Origin of the sequence: Micromonospora sp. DT15, assembly GCF_049841475.1 — a bacterium.
In the GTDB taxonomy this organism is placed as follows: domain Bacteria; phylum Actinomycetota; class Actinomycetes; order Mycobacteriales; family Micromonosporaceae; genus Micromonospora.
Window position 1 is genome coordinate 765,190 of the sequence record NZ_JBNCKJ010000001.1, and the last position, 19,685, is coordinate 784,874.

Genomic DNA, 19,685 nt, shown 5'->3' on the forward strand with positions numbered 1-19,685 from the left:
CCGCGCGTTGGCCGCGTTGGCCGCGTTGGCCGCGTTGGCCGAGGTCGACCAGGCCGCGGTGGCCCGGTCCGAACGCGGCCGATCACTCCGCCCGCGACCCCGCGACCCCGCGATGTGAAAGAGAGCCCGAGTAGAGCTTTGCCTCCGGGTCGCCCGACGCGCCGTCGGGCGCGCGGGGCGACCGGGCGGGGCGGGCACACCAAGACGTTGAATGTTATCGATAACACTGGGTGGTGGACCGGCTTCGCGTCGGGTGGGTCGCCCTCCGGGGGCGCTCAGCCAAGAGCCAGCATGGTCGTCGATGGCTGCCGAGCGGGTTCGAGCACGCGACCGTGACGCCTCGGGAATGTTATCGCTGCCATCATCTCCGGGGGAGAAGTGGCCGCTATCGGACGGCGATGTCGCAATGTGCGGCGGACCAGACCTGTCACGTCGCCCTGTTGGCGGCTCTCCGGGCGGCGTTCGTACCCGGCGCGGGCCCCAATCGTCGGATGGTTGCCGCAGTTGAGGGCGAAATGGTGATTCTGGGCCGGTTTGCTATCTACCTCCCGAGTCGGCCCGCCTTTCGCGTTCCGTTACGGAGCTGTTGCGGGTAGATGTCTTGACGAGGCTGGATGTGAGCGTTAACACTATCCCCGTTAACGGTGGAGGTGAACATGAACCGTGTGGACGGAGCTGACGACCGCTACGTCGTCGGTGTCGACTATGGCACCCTGTCCGGGCGAGCTCTGGTGGTCCGTGTCGGCGATGGTGCCGAGTTGGGGACCGCGGTGCACGAGTACGGCGATGGCGTGATCAGTACGGCTCTCCCGGGAGGCCGAACGCTGCCCCCGGACTGGGCCCTGCAGAACCCGCAGGACTACCGCGACGTGCTGAGGTACGCCGTCCCGGCGGCACTGTCCGCCGCGGGGGTGGACCCGGCGGCGGTGGTCGGCATCGGCATCGACTTCACCGCCTGCACCGTGCTGCCGACGCTCGCCGACGGCACCCCGCTGTGCGAGACGCCCGAGCTGCGCGACCGCCCGCACGCCTGGGTGAAGCTGTGGAAGCACCACGCCGCGCAGCCGCACGCCGACCGGATCAACGCGCTCGCCCACGAGCGGGCCGAGCCGTGGATCGGCCGGTACGGCGGCAAGATCTCCGCCGAGTGGCAGTACGCCAAGGGCCTGCAGCTCCTGGAGGAGGACCCGGAGGTCTACGACCGGGCCGAGCGCTTCATCGAGGCCGCCGACTGGATCGTCTGGCAGCTCTGCGGCACCGAGACCCGCAACGTCTGCACGGCCGGCTACAAGGGCATCCTCCAGGACGGTCACTACCCCTCCGAGGGCTTCCTGACCGCTCTCAACCCCAACTTCGGCGACTTCGTGGCCAAGCTCGACGGCCCGTTGCTGCCCCTCGGGGCCCGGGCCGGCGCGCTCACCGCCCAGGCCGCCGCCTGGACCGGCCTGCCGGAGGGGATCGCGGTGGCCGTCGGCAACGTCGACGCGCACGTCACCGCGGCGTCCGCGCAGGCGGTGCAGCCCGGTCGGCTGGTCGCCATCATGGGCACCTCGACCTGTCACGTCGTCAACGGCGCGGAGGTCGCCGAGGTGGCCGGCATGTGCGGTGTGGTTGATGGGGGCATCAGCCCCGGCGCGTGGGGTTACGAGGCCGGGCAGAGCGGTGTCGGCGACATCTTCGGCTGGTTCGTCGAGCACGCCGCCCCGGCCGGCGTCGACTCGCACGAACGCCTCACCGAGCTGGCCGCGAGTCAGCCCGTCGGCGCGCACGGCCTGATCGCGTTGGACTGGTGGAACGGCAACCGTTCCCTGCTGGTCAACCACGACCTCAGCGGGATGATCGTCGGCATGACCCTGGCCACCCGGCCGGCGGACATCTACCGGGCCCTGCTGGAGTCCACCGCGTACGGCACCCGGATGATCATCGAGGCGTTCGTCGACGCCGGAGTTCCGGTGAACGACCTGGTGATCGCCGGTGGTCTGACCAACAACGCGCTGCTGATGCAGATCTACGCCGACGTGACCAGGCGACCGCTGAACATCATCGCCTCGGCGCAGGGGCCGGCGCTGGGCTCGGCGATCCACGCCGCCGTCGCCGCCGGTGAGTTCCCCTCGATCCACGAGGCGTCGCAGGCCATGGGTCGGGTGCATGAGGCCGTCTACCGTCCGGACCCCGAGCGGGCCCGCGCCTACGACGCCCTCTACGCCGAGTACCGGACGCTGCACGACCACTTCGGTCGTGGCGGCAACGACGTCATGCTCCGCCTGCGGGCGATCCGCAACGCGGCGGTCGAGACCGCCGCGACCACCCACGATGCCCCGTTGGAGGTGGTGGCGTGAACGCCGAGGTGACCCGACAGATCGCCGAGCTGCGCGAGACCGTGGCCCGCCTGCACGCCGAGCTGACCCGGTACAACCTGGTCGCCTGGACGTCCGGCAACGTCTCCGCGCGGGTCCCCGGCCAGGACCTGATGGTGATCAAGCCGAGTGGGGTGAGCTACGACGACCTCACCGCGGCCACGATGGTGGTGTGCGACCTCGACGGCGTTCTCGTCGAGGGCGACTTCGCCCCGTCCAGCGACACCGCCGCCCACGCCTACGTCTACCGGGCCATGCCCGAGGTTGGCGGGGTCGTGCACACGCACAGCTCGTACGCGACCGCCTGGGCCGCGTGTGGGGAGTCGATCCCCTGCCACCTCACCGCCCAGGCCGACGAGTTCGGTGGGGAGATCCCGATCGGCCCGTTCGCGCTGATCGGCGGTGACGACATCGGCAAGGGCATCGTCGCCACGCTCGCCGGGCACCGCTCGCCGGCGGTGCTGATGCGCAACCACGGCGTGTTCACCATCGGCCGTGACGCCCGCGCGGCGGTCAAGGCAGCGGTCATGTGCGAGGACGTGGCGCGTACCGCGCACCTGGCCCACACCCTCGGGCAGCCGGTCCCGATGGCGCAGGCCGACATCGACTCACTCTACGACCGCTACCAGAACGTCTACGGCCAACAACCAGTCGCACCGGCGGGTTCCTGACCCTGCACCGAAGACCCGGGACCCGTCGGTCTGCACCACGACGCACCAGCACGCACCACCCGCGTACGCCGCTCTTCGCACCTCTGCGGTCGGCGCGGTTACCCACCACATCCAGCCAAGGAGATTCGATGGGAAAGATGCGAACGCAGTCCGTTCGGTGGCGCGCTGCCGCGGTCCTCGCCAGCGTGCTGCTGGTCGGCGGCGTGGCGGCCTGTGGCAACAGTGACACCGGCGGTGGCGGCGGCACCAAGGACGACGGCAAGATCACCATGGGCTTCTCCCAGGTCGGTGCGGAGAGCGGATGGCGTACCGCCAACACCATCTCGATCAAGGAGGCTGCGACCGCGGCCGGCATCGAGCTGAAGTTCGACGACGCGCAGCAGAAGCAGGAAAACCAGATCAAGGCGATCCGCAACTACATCCAGCAGAAGGTCGACGTGATCGCCTTCTCACCGGTGGTGGAGTCCGGGTGGGACACCGTGCTCAAGGAGGCCAAGGACGCCGGCATCCCGGTCATCCTGACCGACCGCTCGGTGGACTCGGCCGACAAGTCGCTGTACAAGACCTTCCTCGGCTCGGACTTCGTCAAGGAGGGCAAGCTCGCGGGTGAGTGGCTGGTCGAGCAGAAGAAGACCGCCTCGGGTCCGGTGAACATTGTCGAGCTGCAGGGCAGCACCGGCGCGGCACCGGCCAACGACCGCAAGAAGGGCTTCGCCGAGGCGATCGCCGCCAACCCGAACCTGAAGGTCATCGCCTCCCAGACGGGTGACTTCACCCGGGCCGGCGGCAAGCAGGTCATGGAGCAGTTCCTCAAGGCCAACAAGCAGATCGACGTGTTGTTCGCGCACAACGACGACATGGGCCTGGGCGCGCTCGAGGCGATCACCGCCGCTGGCAAGGTGCCGGGCAAGGACATCACCATCATCACGATCGACGCTGTCAAGGACGGCATGCAGGCTCTCGCCGACGGGAAGTTCAACTTCATCGCGGAGTGCAGCCCGCTGCTCGGCCCGCAGCTGATGGACCTGGCCAAGAAGGTCAAGGCCGGCGAGACGGTGCCTGCTCGGATCGAGACCGAGGAGACCACCTTCACGACCGAGCAGGCCAAGGAAGCTCTGCCCAACCGCAAGTACTGATCGACGACGGGGTCGCCGCGTTCGCGTGGCGGCCCCGCCGCGTCGCTTCCCTACCCGAAACGGACCGGGCTTGGCCCGCGACGACCCCCGTACCCCGCCCGCCCGAGCGTCCCCCACGGACGACCGGGCGGGCGTGGCGGGAGCGTAGCGGCCCTTCCGTGTCGAGAACCCAGAAGAGGTCTGATGGGATGACGGATAGCCGTCCGGTCCTGACGATGACCGGGATCAGCAAATCCTTCCCCGGGGTGCGCGCACTCCATGACGTCAACTTCCGGCTCTTCCCCGGCGAGGTGCACGCCCTGATGGGCGAGAACGGCGCCGGCAAGTCCACCCTCATCAAGGTGCTCACCGGCGTTTACGACACCGACGAGGGCGCGATCACCCTCGACGGCGAGGCCGTGTCGTTCACCGGTCCGATGCAGGCGACCGCGGCCGGTGTGAGCACCGTTTTCCAGGAAGTCAACCTCTGCACCAACCTCTCGGTGGCGGAGAACATCTTCATCGGCCGGGAGCCCCGGGTCTTCGGCGCCGTCCGCTGGGGTGAGGTTCGCCGCCGGGCCCGAGACCTGCTCTCCCGCCTCGACCTCGACCTCGACGTCAGCGCGCCACTCGGCTCGTACTCGCTCGCGATCCAGCAGATGGTCGCCATCGCTCGCGCCATCGACATCAAGGCCCGGGTGCTGATCCTGGACGAACCGACGTCCAGCCTCGACGCCAGCGAGGTGGCGCAGCTGTTCCGCATCATGCGGCAACTACGCGACGAGGGCATCGCCATCCTGTTCGTGACCCACTTCCTCGACCAGGTCTACGAGATCGCCGACCGGATCACCGTGCTGCGCAACGGCGGGCTCGTCGGCGAGTACCTCACCACCGAGCTGCCCCAGCTCTCCCTGGTCGAGAAGATGATCGGCAAGGAGCTCGACGTCCTGGAGGGCATCGAGGAACACTCCCGGCGGGACCTGGCCGCGCTGGAGGAGGGCACCCCCCTGGTGGCGGTGTCGAACTTCGGTCGGGCGGGGGCGGTCGAGCCGTTCAGCCTCACCATCCACGCCGGCGAGGTGGTGGGCCTGGCCGGCCTGCTGGGCTCGGGGCGTACCGAGGTCGCGCGGTTGTTGTTTGGCGCCGACCGGAGCGACGGCGGCCAGGTGGCGATCGACGGCACGGCGAGCGGCCTGCGCACCCCCGCGCAGGCCATCGACCACGGCGTGGGCTTCTGTTCGGAGAACCGCCGGGCCGAGGGGATCGTCGCGGACCTCTCGGTCCGCGAGAACATGATCCTCGCGATGCAGGCGGCCCGCGGCTGGCTGCGGCCCATTCCGCGTCGCCGCCAGGACGAGCTGGTCGACAAGTACGTCAAGGCCCTCAACATCCGGCCCGCCGACCCGGAGGTGCCGGTCCGCAACCTCTCCGGCGGCAATCAGCAGAAGGTGCTGCTGGCCCGGTGGTTGATCACCGAGCCGCGACTGCTGATCCTCGACGAGCCGACCCGGGGCATCGACATCGGGGCTAAGACCGAAATCCAGAAGCTCGTGACGCAGCTGTCCGACGGGGGCATGGCGGTGCTGTTCATCTCCGCCGAGCTGGAGGAGGTGCTGCGCCTCAGCCACAAGGTGGCCGTCATGCGGGACCGGCAGATGGTCGCGCAGCTCGCCAACGACGAGAGCCTGGACGCCGACCGCGTCATGCAGACCATCGCCAGCGGATCCCACCGGGAGGAGGCAGACCGATGAACGACACCATGAGCCGCTATCGGACGATGATGGGTCACCGGCTGTTCTGGCCCGCCGCCGTGCTGTTCGTCATGCTCGCCGCGAACACGATCTACCGGCCCGGGTTCCTGTCCGTCGAGCTCAAGGACGGGCACCTGTACGGCACGCCGGTCGACATCCTTCGGCTGAGCGCACCGCTGATCCTCGTCGCGCTGGGCATGACCCTGGTCATCTCCACCGGCGGCATCGACCTGTCGGTGGGCTCGCTCTGCGCGATCAGCGGCGCGATCGCCTGCATGTACATCAGCAAGCAGCCCGACCAGAACAGCCTTGGCGTGGTGGTGACCGCCCTCGCGATGGCGATGGGCGTCGCGCTCGTGCTCGGTGCCTGGAACGGGGTGCTGGTGGCCGTGATCGGGATCCAACCGATCATCGCCACCCTGATCCTGATGGTCGCCGGCCGAGGTCTCGCCCAGCTGATCACCGAGGGCCAGATCATCACCATCAACTCCGAGCCGTACCGGGCGATCGGCCTGGGCCACGCGTTGACGCTGCCGCTGGCCATCTTCATCGCGCTCGCCGCGGCCCTGCTCGTCGCCGCGTTCACCCGTCGCACCGCACTCGGCATGATCATCGAGTCGGTGGGCGGCAACGCCATGGCCAGCCGGCTGGCCGGCATCCGGTCCGGCCGGGTCATCTTCCTGGCGTACGTGATCAGCGCCGCGTGTGCCGCGGTCGCCGGTTTCATGATGACGGCGAACGTCTCCAGCGCCGACGGCAACGCCGCGGGCCTCTGGGTCGAGCTGGACGCGATCCTCGCTGTCGTCATCGGCGGTACGTCCCTCGCGGGCGGCCGGTTCTTCCTGAGTGGCACGATCATCGGCGCGCTGATCATCCAGACCCTGACCACCACGGTGTACGCCATGGACATCTCGCCGCAGACCTCGCTGCTGTTCAAGGCGGTCGTCGTCATCGCCGTCTGCCTCATCCAGGCGCCGGCCTTCCGGGCCCGGTTCAGCCGACGTAGGCGCAACGTCCCGCCGCCCGCCACCATCGCCGACAAGCCGAAGGAGCAGGTGCCGGCATGACCACTGGAACGCTTACCGCCGGTCGTACCCGGTTCCGGCTGCCGAGGAAGCAGATACCGGTCCTGGCGACGCTCGCCCTGCTGCTGGTGATGTACGGCATCGGCGTCTCGCAGTACACGGCGTTCTCCAACGTCCAGGTCATCTTCAACGTCTTCATCGACAACAGCTTCCTGCTCGTCGTCGCGGTGGGCATGACCTTCGTGATCCTCACCGGGGGCATCGACCTGTCGGTCGGTTCGGTGGTCGCGATGACGGCGATGGTGTCGGCCGCGCTGCTGCAGGACGGCATGCCGGCGGCGCTGGTGCTGGTCATCGCCCTGCTCATCGGTCCGACGCTCGGCCTGTTGATGGGCTGCGTCATCCACTTCTTCGAGATCCAGCCGTTCATCGTGACGCTCGCCGGGATGTTCTTCGCCCGGGGCATGTGCACCTTCATCTCCGGCGCGTCGATCCCGATCACCGACGGGTTCTGGACCTCGATGTCGCAGGAGCGGATCGGGGACCCGCGGGGCAACTTCGTGTCGATCAGCGTGCTGATCGCCTTCGTGGTGGTCGTCATCGCCGCGTACGTGCTGGCCTACACCCGGTTGGGACGCAACGTCTACGCCATCGGCGGCAACCCGCAGTCGGCGCTGCTGATGGGCCTGCCGGTGGGGCGGACCCGGATCGCCGTCTACACGATCAGTGGTCTGTGCTCGGCCATCGGCGGGATCCTGCTGTCCTTCTACACCCTCTCCGGCGCGCCGCTGATCGCCGTGGGGATGGAGCTGGACGTCATTGCCGCCGTCGTCATCGGTGGCACTGTGCTCACCGGCGGCGCGGGTTACGTCTTCGGCACGGTGCTCGGCGTGCTGGTTCTCGGCGTGATCCAGACTCTCATCACCTTCGACGGGAGCCTCAACTCCTGGTGGACCAAGATCGTGATTGGCGGTCTGCTCTTCGCGTTCATCCTGCTTCAGCGCCTCATCGGAATCCGTTACAAGTGACCGCCCCTCTCGCGGAAGGCAACTCCATGGCACCACACACCGAACCCGAGATCTGGTTCCTCACCGGCAGCCAAGGCATGTACGGCGAGGAGACGCTCCGCCAGGTGGCCGAGCAGTCTCGCCAGATCGCGGCCGCGCTCGACGACTCGCCGCAGATTCCCGCCCGCGTGGTCTGGAAGCCCGTCCTGACCAACAGCGGTGAGATTCTGCAGGTCTGCCGGGACGCCGCCGCTCAGGGTGCCGTCGGGGTCATCGCCTGGATGCACACGTTCTCGCCGGCCAAGATGTGGATCTCCGGTCTGGACGCGTTGCAGACACCGCTGCTGCACCTGCACACCCAGGCCAACGTTCTGCTGCCGTGGAACGACATCGACATGGACTTCATGAACCTGAACCAGGCCGCCCACGGCGACCGCGAGTTCGGGTACATCCAGACGCGTCTCGGCGTGGCCCGCAAGACGGTGGCCGGGCACGTCAGTGACCCGCGGGTGACCAATCGGGTCGGGGCGTGGGCCCGCGCCGCGCTGGGCTGGTCGGCGATGCGGTCGCTGCGCCTGGCCCGTTTCGGTGACAACATGCGCGACGTCGCGGTGACCGAGGGCGACAAGGTCGAGGCCGAGCTGCGGTTCGGGGTCTCGGTCAACACCTACGGGGTCAACGACCTGGTCGAGGTGGTCGGCGAGGTCACCGACGCGCAGGTGGACGACCTGGTCAAGGAGTACGAGGACACCTACCGCATCGTCGGCGCGCTGCTGCCCGGCGGCGAGCAGCACGATTCCCTGCGGTACGCCGCGCGCCTGGAGCTGGGCATGCGCGCCTTCCTGGACGCCGGTGGTTTCCGGGCCTTCACGACGAACTTCGAGGACCTCGGTGGGCTGCGTCAGCTTCCGGGCATCGCCGTGCAGCGGCTGATGGCGGACGGCTACGGCTTCGGCGGTGAGGGCGACTGGAAGACCTCGGTCCTGGTCCGCACCCTCAAGGCGATGTCGGTGGGCGTGAGCGGCGGCACGTCGTTCATGGAGGATTACACCTACGACCTCACCCCGGGCAACGAGTTGGTGCTGGGCGCCCACATGCTGGAGGTCTGCCCGACCATCGCCTCCGACGTGCCCAACGTGGAGATCCATCCGCTGAGCATCGGTGGCCGGGAGGACCCGGTCCGGTTGGTGTTCGACGCCGCTGCCGGTCCGGCCGTGGTGCTCGGGCTGGCCGACATGGGGGAGCGCTTCCGGCTCGTGGCCAACGAGATCGACGTGGTGGCCCCGCCGCAGCCACTGCGTCGGCTGCCGGTTGCCCGTGCCGTCTGGCGTCCGCGCCCCGACCTGCCGGTCTCGGCCGAGTCGTGGATCACCGCGGGCGCCCCGCACCACACCGTCCTGTCGCAGGCGGTGGGCGTGGAGGAGCTGCACGACCTGGCGGAGATGAGCCGTACCGAGCTGGTCGTCATCGACGCCGCCACGGAGCCTCGCCGCTTCGCCGACGAGCTGCGCTGGAACCAGGCCTACCACCGGCTGGCTCGCGGCTTCTGATCAGCGCGGCCTGACGGCCCCCCTCGACACGGGTGGTCCATCCCTGCCTGCGGGCTGGGTGGACCACCCGTTCGCGTGTGTCCTGGCAGCGACGCGAGGCGGCTGTGTTACGGCTTGACTAACAGCATGTTATCGCTCACAGTCTATAGCCAAGATGGTCGATGTCTTTGGCTGTCCGGCCACGCGCGCTCCCCACCTCTCCCGGTTTCGGCATCTCGCCGCCGTCACTGTCGGGCTGGCGGTGTTAGCGATCACATGGCCGGGCTCGGTCAGATCGGCGCCCCGCCCGGTGCCGCGGACGCCGACCCAGATCGCTCGGTTCGCGTCAGCAGAGGAGGATCATGCTTTCCATCGGTCGGGTTTCCCGGGGTGCGCCCCGTCGGCGCGGGTGGCTGTCGAGACTTGCTGTCGCCGCGATGGCGCTGGTGGTCGGTGGCGCGGCCTCAGCCGTCGCCTCGTCGCCCGCGTCAGCGGCGACTGTCGACACCAATGCGTGGTACGTGTTGGTGAACCGCAACAGCGGCAAGGCGCTGGACGTCTACAACCTGGCGACGAACGACGGCGCGCGGATCACCCAGTGGACCCGCAACAGCGGCAACCAGCAGCAGTGGCAGTTCGTCGACTCCGGTGGTGGCTACTACCGGGTGAAGTCGCGGCTCTCCGGCAAGGTGCTGGACGTCTCGGGCTTCTCGACCGCCAACGGCGGCAGCATCGTGCAGTGGAGCGACACCAACGGCACCAACCAGCAGTTCCGGCTTGCCGACTCCGACGGTGGCTACGTCCGGTTGATCAACCGCAACAGCAACAAGGTGATGGAGGTGCAGGGCGCCTCGACCGCCGACGGCGGAAACATCGTGCAGTACGACGACTGGAACGGCACCAACCAGCAGTGGCAGTTCGTCCGCGTCGACGGCGGGACGGACCCCACGACGCCGCCCCCCACCACGCCGCCCCCGTCGAACGGTACGTTCTCGAACCCGGCCATCTGGCAGGACTTCGCCGACGTCGACATCATTCGGGTCGACAACGTCTACTACCTGACGTCGTCCACCATGCACTACTCGCCCGGCGCGCCGGTCCTGCGCTCGTACGACCTGGTGAACTGGGAGTTCGCGGGTCACGCCGTACCCCGACTCGACTTCGGGTCGAAGTACGACATGAGCGGCGGTAACGCGTACGTCGACGGGATCTGGGCGTCGACGTTGAACTACCGGCCGAGCAACAGGCAGTACTACTGGGCCGGGTGCATCGACTTCGCGCAGACCCACATCTACACCGCGTCCGCCGTCGACAGCACGTGGAGCAAGCACGCCACAATCCCCAACTGCTACTACGACGCCGGCCTGCTGTTCGACGACAACGACACCCCGTACGTCGCGTACGGCAACGGCACCATCAGCGTCGCGCAGCTCTCCGCGGACGGGAAGTCCCAGGTTCGTGCCCAGCAGGTGTACCAGACGCCGTCGAGCATCGGGACGCTGGAAGGCGCCCGCTTCTACAAGCGCAACGGCGCGTACTACATCTGGCTCACCCGCCCGGCCAACGGCCAGTACGTGCTGAAGTCGACGAACGGCCCGTTCGGCCCGTACGAGCAGCGTCAGGTGCTGCTCAACCTGCCCGGCCCGATCTCCGGTGGCGGTGTGCCGCACCAGGGTGGGCTGGTGCAGACCCAGAACGGGGACTGGTACTACATGTCCTTCGTCGACGCGTACCCCGGTGGTCGGATGCCGGCCCTGGCCCCGATCACCTGGACCGGCGACGGGTGGCCCGTGCTGCAGACGGTCAACGGCGCGTGGGGCAGTTCGTACCCGAAGCCGAATCTGCCCGCCCCGCCCCGGGCGGTCAAGCCGCTCACCGGCACCGACACGTTCGCCGGCACCACGCTCGGCCCGCAGTGGGAGTGGAACCACAACCCGGACAACAGCAAGTGGTCGGTCAACAACGGGCTGAACCTGCAGACCGCCACCGTCACCGGTGACCTGTACAAGGCGCGCAACACGCTGACCCACCGCATCCAGGGTCCCACCTCGACCGCGACCATCGAGTTGGACTACTCCACCATGCGCGACGGTGACCGCACCGGCCTGGCGGTGCTGCGCAACTCGTCGGCCTGGATCGGGATCAGACGCGACAACGGCTCCACCCGGCTGGTCATGCAGAACGGTCTGACGATGGACGGCAGCTGGAACACCACGAGTACCGGCAGCGAGGTGGCGAGCACCGCCGTCTCCGGTGGCCGGATCTGGTTGCGCGCCAACGCCGACATCAGACCAGGTTCCGGCCGACAGGCACGCTTCTCGTACAGCACGGACGGGGTGAACTTCACCTCGTTCGGCAACGCCCTGACACTGGCGAACAACTGGCAGTTCTTCATGGGCTACCGGTTCGCCGTGTTCAACCACGCGACGCAGGCGCTCGGTGGCGCGGTCACCGTGCGGCGGTTCGACCTGACCACCCCGTGACACCGATCACACGACGATCGCTCTGACCGGTGGCGCAGCGACGCAGGCCTGGCGGCATGTGTTGCCCGCGCCACCGCGTCAGGTCCTCGCCGGCCTGTTCCGCGCTCTGTCCAGGAGTGAGGAACAGGCCGGCGCACCACACAAGGACCATGTCCCGTACCGGTTGGTGCGGGATTCCGGACGGCACCGCGTTGTACGGCTTCGGCGCGTCGGGCGGTCCCCGCACACGCATGCCGTGTCCGGGGTCGTTGCTGGCGTAGACTGTCGGCGATCCAGCGCTGGTCACCTGGGATTCAGCACCGGCGTGGTGACTGAGCGAGGGGGATCGGGCCGGACCGCTCCAGTCGACGTCGACGGGCCGCGGGCCGGAGATGTAGCGGGGGGAGCGAAATGGCCGTCCACGGTCCCGCGATGACGGACGTTGCTCGTCTCGCCGGTGTCTCCCATCAGACGGTGTCGCGGGTGCTCAACGGGCACCCCAACGTCCGTGAGCAGACCCGGCTTCGGGTCCGCGCGGCGATCGCCGAACTCGGCTACCGCCCCAACGGCGCGGCACGCGCCCTGGTGACCGGTCGATCGCAGGTCATCGGCGTGGTCGCGCAGAACACGACGCTCTACGGTCCGGCATCGCTGCTGGCCGCGCTGGAGCAGACCGCCGCCGAAGAGGGCTTCGCGGTCAGCGTCGGCAGCGTGCGGAACCTGGACCACCGCTCCATCTCGGCCGCCGTGGAGCGGCACCTGTCGCACCGGGTCGCCGGCATCGTGGTCATCGCCCCGGTCGAGTCGGCCGGTGAGGCGCTGGAGCGCCTGCCCAAGGATGTCCCGCTGGTCACGGTCGACGGTGACCCGAGTCGGCCGGTGCCGTTGGTGACCGTCGACCAGGTGGCGGGCGCCCGGGCGGCGACGCAACATCTGCTCGACGCCGGGCACCGCACCGTCTGGCACGTCTCCGGGCCGACCGACTGGTTCGACAGCGTGGGTCGGATCGACGGTTGGAGGCAGGCGTTGCTGGCCGCCGGGCTGGATCCGCCGCCGCCGATGCCGGGGGACTGGTCCGCGGCCTCGGGTTACCGCTGCGGGCAGATGTTGGCGCGGATGCCGGAGGTCACCGCCGTCTTCACCGCCAACGACCATCTCGCGCTGGGCGTGCTGCGGGCGCTGCACGAGTTCGGCCGACAGGTGCCGCACGAGATCAGCGTGGTCGGCTTCGACGACGTGCCGGAGGCGGCGTACTTCATTCCGCCGCTGACCACCGTCCGACCGGACTTCGACGCGGTGGCGCGAGCGAGCCTGCAGATGCTGCTGTCGCAGATCGAGTCGGGCACCGGCGGGGCGCTGCGGCAGACCATCGCCCCCGCTCTGGTCGCCCGCGAGAGCGTCGCTCCACCTCGCCGCTGACCGTCGGAGCAACCGCAGGTCGCCCCGCGTAGTGCGGGGAGCAGTCCCACCGCAGCGCGTATGGGTCCGCGCCAGCGTGCGCGAATTCCGCCTTCCTCGTCTGATAAGACGTGACTCGATGGGTTGCACAGTGTGACCAATCGATGTCTAGCGATGCAGAGCGGTGAAGGTATTGAACCTCGTGAAATGTCGCCGTAACATGATGGGCGTCTCTGTTAACGCTAACAAAAATTGGCACCCAACTATCGGCGTACCGACCAGAGATCGTAATCACGGGCGGGCGTCACTGACAGGAGGCTCGATGAACCGCAATACCCGAGGTCGTCGCTGGGGGAGCGTACTGGCGGCCGGAATACTGCTCGCCGGCACCCTCGTCGGCCTCCGTGCCCCGGCGGCGCAGGCACTCGACAACGGCGTGGCGCGTACGCCCCCCATGGGTTGGAATTCATGGAACTCGTTCGGCTGCAACATCAACGAGGCGCTGATCCGGCAGACGGCTGATGCGATCGTCAGCAGCGGCATGCGCGACCTGGGCTACAACTACGTCGTGGTCGACGACTGCTGGTTCAACCCCAACCGGGACAGCTCCGGCAACATCCAGGGCGACCCCACCCGGTTCCCCAGCGGCATGAAGGCGCTCGGCGACTATCTGCACGCCCGGAACCTGAAGTTCGGCCTCTATCAGGTGCCGGTCGACAAGACCTGTGCCCAGTACTTCGGCTCCTACCCCGGCGCGACCGGCAGCCGCGGCCACGAGGTGCAGGACGCACGCCAGTTCGCCGCCTGGGGTGTCGACTTCCTCAAGTACGACTGGTGCTCGCCGGAGGGCAGCATCAACGACCAGGTGACCACCTTCGCCAAGATGCGTGACGCCCTGGCCGCCACCGGCCGACCGATCGTCTACAGCATCAACTCCAACAGCATCCACGCCAAGACCGGCCCGCAGCGCAACTGGGGCGACGTGGCGAACATGTGGCGAACCACCGAGGACATCACCAACGCGTGGGACACCGGCCAGAGCAACGGGTACCCGATGGGCATCCAGAACATCATCAACGTGACCGTTCCGCTGGCGTCCTACGCGCGCCCGGGTGGGTTCAACGACCCCGACATGATGGAGGTCGGTCGCGGCGGCATGAACGACACGGAGATGCGCAGCCACTTCGCCATGTGGGCGATCATGGCGTCTCCGCTGATCGCCGGCAACGACGTGCGGAACATGAACGCCGCCACGCAGACCATCCTCAAAAACGCCAACCTGATCGCGATCAACCAGGACTCGCTCGGGTTGCAGGGGGCGCAGGTGTCGTTCGACGGCACGCGTCGGGTGTTGGCCAAGCGGCTCGCCAACGGTGACGTCGCCGTCGCCCTCCTCAACCAGGGCGGCTCGACGACGACGATCTCGACCACGGCAGCGGCCATCGGCAAGTCCGGCTCGTCGTTCACCCTGGTCGAGGCGTGGACCGGCGGCACGAGCACCAGCAGCGGGACCATCAGCGCCAGCGTCCCCGCGCACGGCACCGTGGTGTACCGGGTCAGCGGTGGCGGGACGACTCCTCCGACGACGCCGCCGCCGACCACGTCGAGCGCGTATGCCAGCGCCGCCTCCGGCCGCTGCCTCGACGTGCCGAACAGCAACACGACGAACGGCACGCAGCCGGTCATCTGGGACTGCAACGGCGCCGCCAACCAGCGCTGGACCAGGAGCGGCCAGACCCTTCAGGCCCTGGGCAAGTGCCTGGACGCGCCGTCGAACGCCGCGGCCGGTGCCAAGGTGCAGATCTGGGACTGCAACGGCGGGACCAACCAGCAATGGGCGGTCAACTCCAACGGCACGATCAGCAACGCGCAGACCGGGCTCTGCCTGGACGTCAACAACAACGCGACGGCCAACGGCACCACGGTGATCCTCTGGACCTGCACCGCGGCGGCGAACCAGCGGTGGTCGCAGCGGTAGCCGACCGGGGTCGCCGACCGCCGAGGTCGAGGCGGCCCGCCTGATCCGACGGTGGTGCTGGTGCCCGCGGACGACAGATGTCGTCCGCGGGCATCCGTCTGTAGAGTGCGGCGGACGAACACGCAGAGTTGCCGCGTCCTGCCCTTCCGGCGGATCGGCCACATGGCTACGCTCGCCTGGATGCTCCGTTACGAGACCGTGACACCGGTATTTCGGATCTGGTGTTGACGCAATCTATGTGAGCGCTAACACTACCCGAAAGATGACAGTGGGCCCCGGCAGTCGGCGGGGGAGTCCAGAGAGGAGAAGCCCGTGGGCAGGAAATTCCTGGTTGCTCTCGGCGGCGCGGCACTCGCGCTGAGTTTGGCGGCGTGCAGCGGCGGGGGTGCGGGCAGCGGTGAGAAGTCCGGCGACGAGAAGCCGAGCGACCTGACCATCGGTGTTTCGATGCCGACCCAGACGTCGGAGCGGTGGATCGCCGACGGCAACGCGGTCAAGTCGAAGCTGGAGGCCAAGGGCTACAAGGTCGACCTCCAGTACGCCGGCGACGACATCCCCACGCAGTCGCAGCAGGTCGACCAGATGATCACCCAGGGTGCGGACGTCCTGATCCTCGCCGCGATCGACGGCACTGCCCTCAGCAGCCAGCTGCAGGCCGCCGCGGCCGCGAAGATCCCGGTCATCTCCTACGACCGACTGATCCGTGGCAGCAAGGACGTCGACTTCTACGTCAGCTTCGACAACTACAAGGTTGGCGTCGCCCAGGGCACCGCGCTGCTCGTCGGTCTCGGCCTGCTGAACAAGGACGGCTCGAAGGGCACCGCCAAGGGGCCGCTGAACGTCGAGCTCTTCGCCGGGTCGCTGGATGACAACAACACCCAGTTCTTCTTCGGCGGCGCGATGGACACGCTGAAGCCGTTCATCGACGACGGCACGCTCGTCGTCAAGTCCAAGCAGACCACCCCCGAGCAGGTAGCCACCCTGCGGTGGCAGCAGGAGACCGCGCAGAAGCGGATGGAGAACCTGCTGACCTCGGCCTACAACGACGGCTCGAAGGTCGACGGGGTGCTCTCGCCGTACGACGGCATCTCCCGCGGCATCATCACCGCCCTGCAGAACGCCGGCTACGGCAAGGGCGCGAAGAAGCTCCCCGTGGTGACCGGCCAGGACGCGGAGATCGCCTCGATCAAGCTGATCAACGACGGCGTGCAGAGCTCCACGGTCTTCAAGGACACCCGGCTGCTGGCCGAGCAGGCCGTGAACGCGGCCGAGGCCTTCCTTCAGAAGAAGGAGCCGCAGGCCAACGACACCAAGACGTACAACAACGGTGTCAAGGTCGTCCCGGCGTACCTGCTGCCGATCGCGACCGTCTACAAGGACGACATCAAGGCGACGCTGATCGACTCCGGCTACTGGACGGCGGAAGAGGTCGCCGCCGGTCAGGCCAAGAAGTAAGCCACTCGTCGGGCCCGGCGGTCACACCCGCCGGGCCCGACGCCTGGGCGTGTACCGCGTCCAGACCTGACGGAGGACAGTGACCATGGACGACACCATCCTCGAGATGCGTCGCATCACCAAGACCTTCCCCGGCGTGACCGCGCTGGAGGACGTCACCCTCGCAGTGCGCCGCGGGGAGATCCACGCCATCTGTGGTGAGAACGGCGCCGGCAAGTCCACCCTGATGAAGGTGCTGTCCGGCGTCTACCCGTCCGGCTCGTACGACGGCGAGATCCTCTTCGACGGCAAGCCGATGCAGTTCCGCGGCATTCGCGACAGCGAGGCCAACGGCATCGTCATCATCCACCAGGAGCTCGCTCTGGTGCCGTACCTGTCGATCGCGGAGAACATCTTCCTCGGCAACGAGCGGCGCGGCCGCAGCGGGCTCATCGACTGGAACTTCGCCAACGCCGAAGCAGCGAAGCTGCTGGCGTCCGTCGGGCTGCACGAGAACCCCGTCACCCCGGTCATTCAGCTCGGTGTCGGCAAGCAGCAGCTGGTGGAGATCGCCAAGGCGCTGTCGAAGAAGGTGCGCCTGCTCATCCTGGACGAGCCGACGGCCGCACTCAACGACATCGACTCGGCGCACCTGCTCGACCTGCTGCGGGCGCTCAAGGAGCAGGGCATCACCTGCATCATGATCTCGCACAAGCTCAACGAGATCACCGCCATCGCCGACTCGACCACCGTCATCCGTGACGGGCGCGCCGTGGAGACCCTCGACATGAGGTCGGACGAGGTGACCCAGCAGCGGATCATCCGCGGCATGGTCGGGCGCGACCTGGACAGCTTCTACCCCGACCGCGAGTCGTCGCCCGGTGACGAGGTCCTGCGCATCGAGGACTGGACGGTGCGGCACCCGGTCCAGGACCGGATGGTCGTCGAGGGCGTCGGGCTGTCCGTACGCGCCGGCGAGGTCGTCGGCATCGCGGGCCTCATGGGCGCCGGTCGGACCGAGCTAGCCATGAGCGTGTTCGGTCGGTCCTACGGGCGCGACATCCGGGGCCGACTCTTCGTCCACGGGCGGGAGGTGCAGGCGCGCACCGTCGCCGAGGCGATCGACAACGGCATCGCCTACGTCACCGAAGACCGCAAGCGCTACGGGCTCAACCTCATCGACGACGTGCGGCGCAACGTGTCCGCCGCCGCGCTGGACCGGCTGTCCCGCCTGGGCTGGGTGAACGGCAACGAGGAGATCAAGGTTGCCGAGACGAGCCGCAAGGAGATGAACATCCGCACGCCGAGCGTCATGGCGGTGGTCGGCAAGCTCTCCGGCGGCAACCAGCAGAAGGTCGTGCTGTCGAAGTGGCTGTTCACCGACCCGGACGTGCTGATCCTCGACGAGCCCACCCGCGGGATCGACGTCGGCGCCAAGTACGAGATCTACACAATCATCAACCGGCTGGTGGCCGCCGGTAAGGCAGTGATCGTCATCTCCTCCGAGCTGCCGGAGCTGCTCGGAATGTGCGACCGCATCTACACCCTCGCCGCCGGCCGGATCACCGGCGAGATGCCGGTGGCCGAGGCGACTCAGGAGAGCCTCATGGAGCTGATGACCAAGGACAAGGAGCTCGTCGGATGACCAGCATCAAGACCCCTTCGACGGAGCGCCCCACGCCCCCGGACAGCGCGCCCGGCGCAGCCCTGCACAGCGGGACGAGCGACCTGCGGGCGCTGGTGTTGAACAACCTGCGGCAGAGCGGGATCTACGTCGCCCTGGTCGTCATCGTCGCGCTCTTCGCGGTCCTGACCGACGGGGTGTTGCTGAGCCCCGGCAACATCACCAACATCGTCCTCCAGTACTCGTACATCCTGGTCCTCGCGATCGGGATGGTCATCCTGATCATCGGTGGGCACATCGACCTGTCAGTCGGGTCGGTCGTCGCGCTCACCGGAGCGGTCTCCGCCGTCCTGGTGATCCAGCAGGGTCACCCGTGGTGGATCGGCGTCGTGGCCGCGCTGGTCGTCGGCGTCGCGGTCGGCGCGTGGCACGGGTTCTGGGTGGCGTACGCCGGCATTCCGGCCTTCATCGTGACCCTGGCCGGCATGCTGCTGTTCCGGGGTCTGACCCTGCGGGTGCTCGACAACATCTCGCTGTCGCCGTTCCCGTCCGAGTACCAGCAGGTCGCGGCGGGCTTCCTCAACGGCCTGCTCGGTGGGCAGGGCTTCGACGCCTTCACGTTGCTGATCGGCGCCATCGCCGTGGCCGGCTACGCGGTCAGCGGCTTCCGCACCCGCGTGGCGCGTATCCGCTACCAGCAGCCCGTCGAGTCGTTCCCGCTCTTCGTCGCCCGGGTCGTGCTGGTCGGCGCGGTCCTCATGTACTTCGCCTGGCAGTTGGCGCACGCCCGAGGGCTGCCGATCGTGCTGATCATCCTGGCGGTCCTGGTGCTGGTCTACGGCCTGCTCACCCGGCGTACCGTCTTCGGTCGGCAGGTCTACGCGATCGGCGGCAACCTGTCGGCGGCGGCGCTCTCCGGGGTGAAGGTCCGCACCGTCAACTTCTGGATGTTCGTCAACATGGGCTTCCTGGCGGCGGTGGCCGGCGTTATCTACTCGTCGCGGTCCAACGGCGCTCAGCCCGCCGCCGGCAACATGTTCGAGCTGGACGCCATCGCCGCCGCCTTCATCGGCGGTGCGGCGGTCACCGGTGGCGTGGGCACCGTGGTGGGCGCGATGGTCGGTGGTCTGATCATGGCGGTGATGAGCAACGGCATGCAGCTGATGGGCATCGACCAGTCGACCCAGTCGGTGGTGAAGGGTCTCGTTCTGCTCGTCGCGGTCGCCTTCGACGTCTACAACAAGCGTCGCGCCGGCACCGCCCGCTGACGCCTGCACGAAGCCGAGATGGCCCCTGACCGCTACGCGGTCAGGGGCCATCTGCGTTCCAACCGA

13 protein-coding genes are annotated in these 19,685 nt (G+C 68.2%); all 13 read left to right on the top strand.

The annotated features are described in order from the left end of the window. The first annotated feature begins 656 nt into the window (after positions 1-656). Positions 657-2,339, top strand: coding sequence for a ribulokinase (araB, locus tag ACLQ3F_RS03575; protein ID WP_357205443.1), 1,683 nt, complete (start codon positions 657-659; stop codon positions 2,337-2,339). Continuing rightward, the gene (locus ACLQ3F_RS03580; RefSeq protein WP_238686382.1) at positions 2,336-3,028 is read left to right on the top strand and encodes an L-ribulose-5-phosphate 4-epimerase; all 693 of its coding nucleotides are present in this window, start codon (positions 2,336-2,338) and stop codon (positions 3,026-3,028) included. Before araB ends, ACLQ3F_RS03580 begins: the two co-directional genes overlap by 4 nt. Positions 3,029-3,156: 128 nt before the next feature. Next, complete coding sequence (locus ACLQ3F_RS03585; RefSeq protein ID WP_425845966.1) at positions 3,157-4,164, top strand: ABC transporter substrate-binding protein; 1,008 nt, start codon at positions 3,157-3,159, stop codon at positions 4,162-4,164. Positions 4,165-4,352: 188 nt separating this feature from the next. After that, the gene (locus ACLQ3F_RS03590; protein WP_357205448.1) at positions 4,353-5,894 is read left to right on the top strand and encodes a sugar ABC transporter ATP-binding protein; all 1,542 of its coding nucleotides are present in this window, start codon (positions 4,353-4,355) and stop codon (positions 5,892-5,894) included. Continuing rightward, on the top strand, positions 5,891-6,961 hold the full coding sequence (locus ACLQ3F_RS03595) for an ABC transporter permease (RefSeq protein ID WP_355006878.1): 1,071 nt from the start codon (positions 5,891-5,893) through the stop codon (positions 6,959-6,961). Before ACLQ3F_RS03590 ends, ACLQ3F_RS03595 begins: the two co-directional genes overlap by 4 nt. Beyond that, a complete protein-coding gene (gene yjfF, locus ACLQ3F_RS03600) occupies positions 6,958-7,947 on the top strand; it encodes a galactofuranose ABC transporter, permease protein YjfF (RefSeq protein WP_425845970.1) in 990 nt (329 codons plus the stop codon). Before ACLQ3F_RS03595 ends, yjfF begins: the two co-directional genes overlap by 4 nt. Positions 7,948-7,973: 26 nt before the next feature. Continuing rightward, positions 7,974-9,476 carry an L-arabinose isomerase gene (gene araA / locus ACLQ3F_RS03605; protein WP_357205451.1) on the top strand — a complete coding sequence of 501 codons (1,503 nt, stop codon included), beginning with the start codon at positions 7,974-7,976 and terminating at the stop codon, positions 9,474-9,476. 341 nt (positions 9,477-9,817) lie between these two features. After that, on the top strand, positions 9,818-11,938 hold the full coding sequence (locus ACLQ3F_RS03610) for a family 43 glycosylhydrolase (RefSeq protein ID WP_425845973.1): 2,121 nt from the start codon (positions 9,818-9,820) through the stop codon (positions 11,936-11,938). Between the two features lie 411 nt (positions 11,939-12,349). Further along, a complete protein-coding gene (locus ACLQ3F_RS03615; protein WP_357205456.1) occupies positions 12,350-13,336 on the top strand; it encodes a LacI family DNA-binding transcriptional regulator in 987 nt (328 codons plus the stop codon). A 301-nt stretch (positions 13,337-13,637) separates the two neighbouring features. Beyond that, the gene (locus ACLQ3F_RS03620) at positions 13,638-15,293 is read left to right on the top strand and encodes a glycoside hydrolase family 27 protein (RefSeq protein WP_425845977.1); all 1,656 of its coding nucleotides are present in this window, start codon (positions 13,638-13,640) and stop codon (positions 15,291-15,293) included. Between the two features lie 312 nt (positions 15,294-15,605). After that, positions 15,606-16,748, top strand: a complete 1,143-nt coding sequence (gene chvE / locus ACLQ3F_RS03625; RefSeq protein WP_357263640.1) for a multiple monosaccharide ABC transporter substrate-binding protein — start codon at positions 15,606-15,608, stop codon at positions 16,746-16,748. An 85-nt stretch (positions 16,749-16,833) separates the two neighbouring features. Then, positions 16,834-18,372, top strand: a complete 1,539-nt coding sequence (mmsA, locus tag ACLQ3F_RS03630; RefSeq protein WP_124860735.1) for a multiple monosaccharide ABC transporter ATP-binding protein — start codon at positions 16,834-16,836, stop codon at positions 18,370-18,372. Next, positions 18,369-19,619, top strand: a complete 1,251-nt coding sequence (gene mmsB, locus ACLQ3F_RS03635) for a multiple monosaccharide ABC transporter permease (protein WP_355006870.1) — start codon at positions 18,369-18,371, stop codon at positions 19,617-19,619. Before mmsA ends, mmsB begins: the two co-directional genes overlap by 4 nt. The last annotated feature ends 66 nt before the right edge of the window (positions 19,620-19,685 follow it).

Coding starts and splice junctions, on each gene's coding strand:
- araB (WP_357205443.1), top strand. CDS start 657: ATGAACCGTGTGGACGGAGCTGACGACCGCTACGTCGTCGGTGTCGAC.
- ACLQ3F_RS03585 (WP_425845966.1), top strand. CDS start 3,157: ATGGGAAAGATGCGAACGCAGTCCGTTCGGTGGCGCGCTGCCGCGGTC.
- ACLQ3F_RS03590 (WP_357205448.1), top strand. CDS start 4,353: ATGACGGATAGCCGTCCGGTCCTGACGATGACCGGGATCAGCAAATCC.
- ACLQ3F_RS03595 (WP_355006878.1), top strand. CDS start 5,891: ATGAACGACACCATGAGCCGCTATCGGACGATGATGGGTCACCGGCTG.
- yjfF (WP_425845970.1), top strand. CDS start 6,958: ATGACCACTGGAACGCTTACCGCCGGTCGTACCCGGTTCCGGCTGCCG.
- araA (WP_357205451.1), top strand. CDS start 7,974: ATGGCACCACACACCGAACCCGAGATCTGGTTCCTCACCGGCAGCCAA.
- ACLQ3F_RS03610 (WP_425845973.1), top strand. CDS start 9,818: ATGCTTTCCATCGGTCGGGTTTCCCGGGGTGCGCCCCGTCGGCGCGGG.
- ACLQ3F_RS03615 (WP_357205456.1), top strand. CDS start 12,350: ATGACGGACGTTGCTCGTCTCGCCGGTGTCTCCCATCAGACGGTGTCG.
- ACLQ3F_RS03620 (WP_425845977.1), top strand. CDS start 13,638: ATGAACCGCAATACCCGAGGTCGTCGCTGGGGGAGCGTACTGGCGGCC.
- mmsA (WP_124860735.1), top strand. CDS start 16,834: ATGGACGACACCATCCTCGAGATGCGTCGCATCACCAAGACCTTCCCC.
- mmsB (WP_355006870.1), top strand. CDS start 18,369: ATGACCAGCATCAAGACCCCTTCGACGGAGCGCCCCACGCCCCCGGAC.